General features: G+C 46.9%; 8 protein-coding genes. 2 read left to right on the forward strand and 6 right to left on the reverse strand.

Annotated elements, in window-relative coordinates:
- Positions 1 to 68: 68 nt before the first annotated feature.
- The 3 genes from nusB to ACTHR7_RS06920 form a co-directional block, all read right to left on the reverse strand.
- On the reverse strand, positions 69 to 497 hold the full coding sequence (nusB, locus tag ACTHR7_RS06910) for a transcription antitermination factor NusB (RefSeq protein WP_049350952.1): 429 nt from the start codon (positions 495 to 497) through the stop codon (positions 69 to 71).
- 121 nt (positions 498 to 618) lie between these two features.
- Entirely contained in the window at positions 619 to 1,098 is a 480-nt protein-coding gene (gene ribH, locus ACTHR7_RS06915; protein ID WP_314593965.1) for a 6,7-dimethyl-8-ribityllumazine synthase, read from the reverse strand.
- Between the two features lie 93 nt (positions 1,099 to 1,191).
- Entirely contained in the window at positions 1,192 to 1,515 is a 324-nt protein-coding gene (locus tag ACTHR7_RS06920; RefSeq protein ID WP_003748560.1) for a DUF2185 domain-containing protein, read from the reverse strand.
- A gap of 253 nt (positions 1,516 to 1,768) precedes the next feature.
- Between ACTHR7_RS06920 and rnc the strand changes: the two genes are divergently transcribed.
- Both rnc and era read left to right on the forward strand, forming a co-directional pair.
- Positions 1,769 to 2,488 carry a ribonuclease III gene (gene rnc / locus ACTHR7_RS06925; RefSeq protein WP_003748556.1) on the forward strand — a complete coding sequence of 240 codons (720 nt, stop codon included), beginning with the start codon at positions 1,769 to 1,771 and terminating at the stop codon, positions 2,486 to 2,488.
- A gap of 64 nt (positions 2,489 to 2,552) precedes the next feature.
- Positions 2,553 to 3,482 carry a GTPase Era gene (gene era / locus ACTHR7_RS06930; protein WP_036493257.1) on the forward strand — a complete coding sequence of 310 codons (930 nt, stop codon included), beginning with the start codon at positions 2,553 to 2,555 and terminating at the stop codon, positions 3,480 to 3,482.
- Positions 3,483 to 3,543: 61 nt separating this feature from the next.
- On the opposite strand, the gene coaBC is transcribed toward era, so the two are convergent.
- From coaBC to ACTHR7_RS06945, 3 genes are all read right to left on the reverse strand, one after another.
- The gene (coaBC, locus tag ACTHR7_RS06935) at positions 3,544 to 4,722 is read right to left on the reverse strand and encodes a bifunctional phosphopantothenoylcysteine decarboxylase/phosphopantothenate--cysteine ligase CoaBC (RefSeq protein WP_440370566.1); all 1,179 of its coding nucleotides are present in this window, start codon (positions 4,720 to 4,722) and stop codon (positions 3,544 to 3,546) included.
- Between the two features lie 44 nt (positions 4,723 to 4,766).
- Positions 4,767 to 5,996 carry a tetratricopeptide repeat protein gene (locus ACTHR7_RS06940; RefSeq protein ID WP_107868297.1) on the reverse strand — a complete coding sequence of 410 codons (1,230 nt, stop codon included), beginning with the start codon at positions 5,994 to 5,996 and terminating at the stop codon, positions 4,767 to 4,769.
- A gap of 137 nt (positions 5,997 to 6,133) precedes the next feature.
- Positions 6,134 to 6,314: hypothetical protein (locus ACTHR7_RS06945; RefSeq protein WP_293205148.1), on the reverse strand; the 181-nt coding region annotated here is incomplete at its 5' end.

Consider the following 6,314-nt stretch of genomic DNA (forward strand, 5'->3'; position numbering starts at 1 on the left):
GGCTGCATAAGCACATTAACTTAAACAGGGCAAAGATCGGTAATCCCGACCTGATGTGAAGTTAATCCTTAGCCTTTGCGGCGCGGTTCGTCAGGGCGGATGCGGGAAGCCAGTTGGTCGAGGATGCCGTTGACGAATTTATGGCCATCGGTGCCGCCGAAAGTTTTGGTGACTTCGATGGCTTCATTGATGATGACGGGGTAGGGGGTCTCAGGCATGGTGCTCAGCTCATGGCAGGCAACCAGCAAAACGGCGCGTTCGATAGGGCTGAGGTCTTTTTCGTCGCGGTCGAGCAGGGGGCTGATTTTTTCCATGTATTCTTCGGCATGGGTTTGTGCGCCGAAAAACAGTTTGTTGAACAGCTCTTCATCCATATTGGATGTTTGGGACAGTTCGTGGATGTTTTTGGCGATTTCGGGAGCGGCGGTTTTGTTGATGCCTGCTTGATAAATAGCTTGTACGGCAAGCTCGCGTGCGCGGCGGCGTGGGCTTTTCATGGGTATTCCTTGTGAAGAGAGTGCCGATGGTTGTCGGCTGAATATTGAATGATTCAGACGGCCTCAATGTCATGATTGAGAGGCCGTCTGAAAATATGCGGTATTCAATACGGGGAGAAGCTTATTCTTCTTCGTCTTCGTATTGTTCTGACAAAAGATGGTTGACCAAGTTGGCACATTCTACGGCAACTTTGGCGGCATCGGAGGCTTTTTCTTCGATACGTGCAACGGCTTGTTCGTCGTTTTCAGTCGTCAGGATGGCGTTGGCGATAGGGATGTTGTAGTCAAGGGCAACGCGGCTGACACCTGCGCCGGACTCATTGGATACCAATTCAAAGTGGTAGGTTTCGCCACGAATGACAACGCCGATGGCAATCAGGGCATCGAATTGTTCGGATGAAGCAAGGTTCATCAGCGCGATAGGCACTTCAAGCGCACCGGGAACGGTGGCAAGCGTGATGTTGTCTTCGGCTACGCCCAATTCTTTTAGGGTGCGGCAGCAAACTTTGACCATTTCGCTGCCGATTTCGTTGGTAAAGCGGGCTTGAACGATGCCGATGCGCAGGTTGGTGCCATCGAGGCGTGGTTCGATAATGTTCATGATGATTCCTTCAATATTTGTGAAATAGGGATTCGGCTCGGTTTTAGACGGCCTTATTATAAAGAGGGCCGTCTGAAACGAAATGGGAATGGGTTATTCTTGCGGCTGCCAATCGGCAACGGCTTGGAACTCGCCGTCTTCGTTTAATTCCCACGCGCTGCCTTCTGCCTGAGTCAGCAGGGGCGCGATATCGGGATTATCTGCGGTAATGGCGGAGAGGCTGACAATGCTGAAATTGTCGGGATTGTCGGTGTATTCGTCAGTTTCGTCGCCGCTGAAAATACGCCAGCCGCTGTCGTTTTCAAATACGGGGGCTTCGCGGTAGAGGAAGCCGACAGGTTCGCCTTGTTCGGCGACGGTGTTGGTGACGATACAGCGGTCGAGCGCTGCGGCCAATGCTTGGGCAAATTTGTTCATGGGGTTGACAAAGAGATGATTTGGCATGATTTTACACGATTCGCCGCTTTTCCGCACGGATGTGTGCAGGGGCGGTTTGATGGTACAATGTCGGTAAGTGCCGTCAGGTTTGAACATGACGGCTTTTGATTGTTTATCGGCTTGAGGGACGCAAGAAACAATGAGCCAAAATAAAAAAGTTGCCGGTGTAGCCTTTTTATTTTGTTTCACTGCGGATGAGGCGTATTTTCGGGCTGTTTTTTGAAAGTATGGAATGAAACCTGATTTGCTCAAACAGCAGGCGCATCGAGCGATTCAAAAGCGTCTGGGCTATGAGTTCCGCAATATGGAGCTGCTTCAGCAGGCTTTGACCCACCGCAGCTACAATGCCAAACACAATGAGCGTTTTGAATTTGTCGGCGATTCGATTTTGAACTATTCCGTGGCGAGGATGTTGTTTGACGCGTTTCCGAAATTGTCGGAAGGCGAGTTGTCGCGGATGCGAGCGGCTTTGGTGAATGAAGGTGTATTGGCTGAAATCGCGTTGGAAATGAATGTCGGCGACGGTTTGTATTTGGGTGCCGGCGAGTTGAAGAGCGGCGGTTTCAGACGGCCTTCGATTTTGGCAGACGCGATGGAGGCGATGTTTGCGGCGGTCAGTTTTGATGCTGATTTTTCTGCGGCGGAAAAAGTGGTTCGCCATTTGTTTGCGGAACGCGTGAAACGTGCGGATTTGAATATCGGCAAGAAAGACAGTAAAACTGCTTTGCAGGAAGCCTTGCAGGCACGCCGCTTTGCTCTGCCGAAATACCGAATCGAAGAGCAGGCGGAGCAGACGGCTGATGCGATGTTTGTGATTTCCTGCGATTTGGGCGAACTCGGTTTCATCTGCAATGCACGCGGCAGCAGTCGGAAAGTGGCCGAGCAAAAAGCGGCATGTGAAGCCTTAGAATGGTTGGAACAGAAGTTTCCTTTGAAAAAATCTAAAAAATAATATTTCAGACGGCCTTTGAGAAAATGCAAAGGCCGTCTGAAACAATCAAGAAAGTCATATATAAATGGATATCGAAACCTTTTTGCAAAATGAGTCGCAACACCCGACCGATTATCGTTGCGGCTTTGTGGCCATCGTGGGTCGTCCGAATGTCGGTAAATCCACGCTGATGAACCATTTAATCGGTCAGAAAATCAGTATTACCAGTAAAAAAGCACAAACCACGCGCAACCGTGTAACCGGTATTTACACCGACGACACGGCGCAATTTGTGTTTGTCGATACGCCGGGTTTTCAAACCAATCACCGCAATGCCTTGAATGACCGTCTTAATCAAAACGTAACCGAAGCGCTGAGCGGCGTGGATGTGGTGGTTTTTGTGGTGGAAGCCATGCGCTTTACCGATGCCGATCGCGTGGTGTTAAAGCAGTTGCCTAAGCATACGCCTGTGGTATTGGTAGTCAATAAAATCGATAAAGATAAAGCCAAAGATAAATTTGCGCTTGAGGCTTTTATCAATGAAGTACGCCAAGAGTTTGAATTTGCCGCTAGCGAGGCAGTCAGCGCGAAACATGGCCTGCGTATTGCCAATCTGCTGGAATTGCTCAAGCCTTATCTGCCGGAAAGTATCCCGATGTATCCGGAAGATATGGTGACGGACAAATCCAGCCGATTCCTGGCGATGGAAATTGTGCGCGAAAAATTGTTCCGCTATTTGGGCGAAGAGTTGCCGTATGCGATGAATGTTGAAGTGGAGCAGTTTGAGGAAGAGGAAAGCGGACTGTTCCGCATTTATATCGCAGTGTTGGTCGATAAAGACAGCCAAAAGGCGATTTTGATTGGCAAGGGTGGGGAGAAATTGAAGAAAATTTCTACTGAAGCACGCCTTGATATGGAAAAATTGTTTGATACCAAAGTCTTTTTGAAGATTTGGGTGAAAGTAAAATCCGGTTGGGCAGACGATATTCGTTTTCTGCGTGAATTGGGATTGTGATTTAATGTGTTTGAACAAAGGCCGTCTGAAAAATTTTCAGACGGCCTTTTGTTTTGTTTGATTAAGCCAATAATTCAGCCAGGCGTTTGACGATTTCATCTGCTGCTTGGCGTTTGGATGTTTCTGGAAATGAGGTTTCGGCAAGGTCATCAATAATGGTGATTTGATTGGTTGGCTTACCCATGGAAACGGAAACTTGGTTGGCCACCAGCATCGGTACGTTTTTGCGCAAACGTTTTGCCCGTGCAAATTCCAAAACCTGATGGCTTTCTGCAGCAAAGCCGACGCAGAATGGTGGAGAAGGCAAGGCGGCAACGGATGCGAGAATATCCGGATTTTCCGTCAGTTCGATAACCGGGGGCTGATTGCCGTTTTTCTTCAGTTTCTCGTTGCTGCTGTTTTTGACTTTATAGTCTGCAACAGCTGCAACGGAAATAAAGACATCTTGTTTCGGAATATGGCGATGAACCGCCTGATACATGGCTTCTGCGTTGACAGCCTGTTCAGAATGAGTTAAGCCTGCGGGCAAGGCCGTCTGAATTTGACCGTAAATCAGCGTGACCTCCGCTCCGGCAGCACGGCAGGCACGCGCTAAAGCTATGCCCATTTGTCCGCTGGAAATATTGGTAATGCCGCGAACAGGATCGATGGCTTCAAACGTTGCGCCGGCTGTAATCAGAACTTTTTTACCGCTCAGTAGCTTGGGTGTCCATAAATCCTCTAGCAAATCAGCCAGATCGACCGCTTCGACCATCCTGCCAGTGCCTGTTTCGCCGCAAGCCTGTTCGCCATTGTTTGGGTAAAACACGGTAATGCCGTCTGAAACCAGCTGCTCAATATTGCGCAGGTTGGCAGGGTTGCTCCACATTTCGACATTCATTGCAGGCGCAACGGCCAAAGGACATTTTCTGGCTGCAATCAAAGTAGTCAGCAGGTTGTCTGCCGATCCGTTGGCAATTTTGGCAATCGTGTTGGCGGTGGCTGGTGCAATAAGAAATGCGTCAGCTTCACGCGTCAGATTGATGTGTGCCATGCCATTATTGGAAGCACCTGAATAGGTATCCGATAAAACAGGGTTGCCGGTTAAAGCTTGGAAAGTCAGTGGGGAGACAAATTCCGTCGCAGAATCCGTCATTACCACTGATACAGAATGTTCTTGCTTTTTCAGTAGTCTGACCAGTTCGCAAGATTTATACGCCGCAATACCGCCAGTAATGCCGAGGAGAATGTGTTTGCTCATAAATAACGGGTTCATTAAATGAGATATATAGGAATCAAATCAAATTAGATTTGTTCGATGTTGATTCTGGCCAGTTTTGCTTTAATCGCATTACCATATCTCTTTGGTAAGAATGCTGAAACCGCTCCGTTTTTCACTTCAGTCACATAACTGCAGACTTTAAATTCAGGAACAACATTGAGCGAGTAGTCCGGATTGACCAAAGGCGAAGCACTGGAGTACAGCGTCCATCTTGCCAGACTGCCGTCTTCATAATCAGTCGTTGCGTTAAAGCTGGTGACCCCTTCGCTGAAAGCGATTTGATAATTAGAGTAGAACTCGCCGGGAATTTCATGTGCATTACAGAAATCAAATAATCTGTCATGTGCAAACAGATTCTGACGGATATAGGCCCACAATTCTTTTTCTAGAAAATCTTGGTCTGCAAAATGTCTGGAAGGGTAGCCCTCGTCAACAAAGTTTTGAATTCTTTCCTGCATATCTGGGACTGCACCCGCTTTAGCCCCCCACATACCCGCAAGAATCAGGGCAGTATGCGAGCCTGAGTCGCGAATAGTGTGGAATAGGGTGCCACTTTTTATCCATTCGGATACGGCTGCAGCATCACGATAGCAAATAATAGAATCTGCATCACGGAAAATAACGTATTCAACCTCGGGATCATTGATGGCAAGAAAGCGCCACATTGTACCCGGCCAGTTATCCAACGGTGCGCCAACCTTAATCACTTCGGCACCGTTATTTCTAAATCGTTGAATAGCTTCAGCTGATACAGAATCGTCGACATAAAAACGACATGTCCAACCGGGGAAAAGCACAGGCGCAAGCTGGGTATTTAATACGGCAGGCTCAATATATTTGGAATTATTGCCAAATAAAGAAAAGGAAATAATCCGTTTGCCGTTTTTTGGAGCTGGTGTTGGAGTGATTTCATGTTCTAGGTCTGGGATGGCTTTATCTTTTAGAACCAAAGCCTGATGACCGTAAAACCCGGTTTTTTCCCAGTTATCTAGAGCGCCGTAAGCATGTGCAAGTAAATCCAAAGCAGGAATATAGGTGCTATCCAGCTCTAGCGTTTTCATTTCAGCCTCAATGGCTTTTTCCCATTTCAATTGCTTCAGATAGGCATAAGCAACTTTATGATGATATTCGACTGATTGGGGATTGAGAAGGCAAAGAATCTCGGCACGTTTTAGCGCTTCCTCGTAATTTTCCTCTTCAATAAAAGAGTGATATGCTTGTTCAAATTTTTGTTGAATCTTTTCGTTACTCATAATAGGGACTATTCTAAATTTATGATTGTTTTATTGGAGAAAGTAGAGATTGTAAGAGTAGATGGGACTAAAGCGCCAGTAATATAGAGATATAGAGTGTTTGAATGTGGCAATTAAGAGTAAAGCCGCAGGAGTATTTATCTTTGGGTATCTGTTTTATCTATCGAACGATAAAATCCAATAAATTTTAAATTATTTAAATACAGATAGTTGTGAAAATTTTTAATTTTTTTTGAAATTGGGTGTTGACTGGTTTTGTGATGGGGCGTATAGTTCGGTTCTTCGCTGCTGACGCGGTGAAGAAAACGAAGCAGACAG

It is taken from the genome of Neisseria sp. P0007.S010 (genome assembly GCF_051962875.1).
In the GTDB taxonomy this organism is placed as follows: Bacteria; Pseudomonadota; Gammaproteobacteria; order Burkholderiales; family Neisseriaceae; genus Neisseria; species Neisseria subflava_A.

Excerpts from the sequence above, each read along its gene's own strand:
- nusB (WP_049350952.1), bottom strand. The coding sequence starts at position 497 with ATGAAAAGCCCACGCCGCCGCGCACGCGAGCTTGCCGTACAAGCTATT.
- ribH (WP_314593965.1), bottom strand. The coding sequence starts at position 1,098 with ATGAACATTATCGAACCACGCCTCGATGGCACCAACCTGCGCATCGGC.
- ACTHR7_RS06920 (WP_003748560.1), bottom strand. The coding sequence starts at position 1,515 with ATGAACAAATTTGCCCAAGCATTGGCCGCAGCGCTCGACCGCTGTATC.
- rnc (WP_003748556.1), top strand. The coding sequence starts at position 1,769 with ATGAAACCTGATTTGCTCAAACAGCAGGCGCATCGAGCGATTCAAAAG.
- era (WP_036493257.1), top strand. The coding sequence starts at position 2,553 with ATGGATATCGAAACCTTTTTGCAAAATGAGTCGCAACACCCGACCGAT.
- coaBC (WP_440370566.1), bottom strand. The coding sequence starts at position 4,722 with ATGAGCAAACACATTCTCCTCGGCATTACTGGCGGTATTGCGGCGTAT.
- ACTHR7_RS06940 (WP_107868297.1), bottom strand. The coding sequence starts at position 5,996 with ATGAGTAACGAAAAGATTCAACAAAAATTTGAACAAGCATATCACTCT.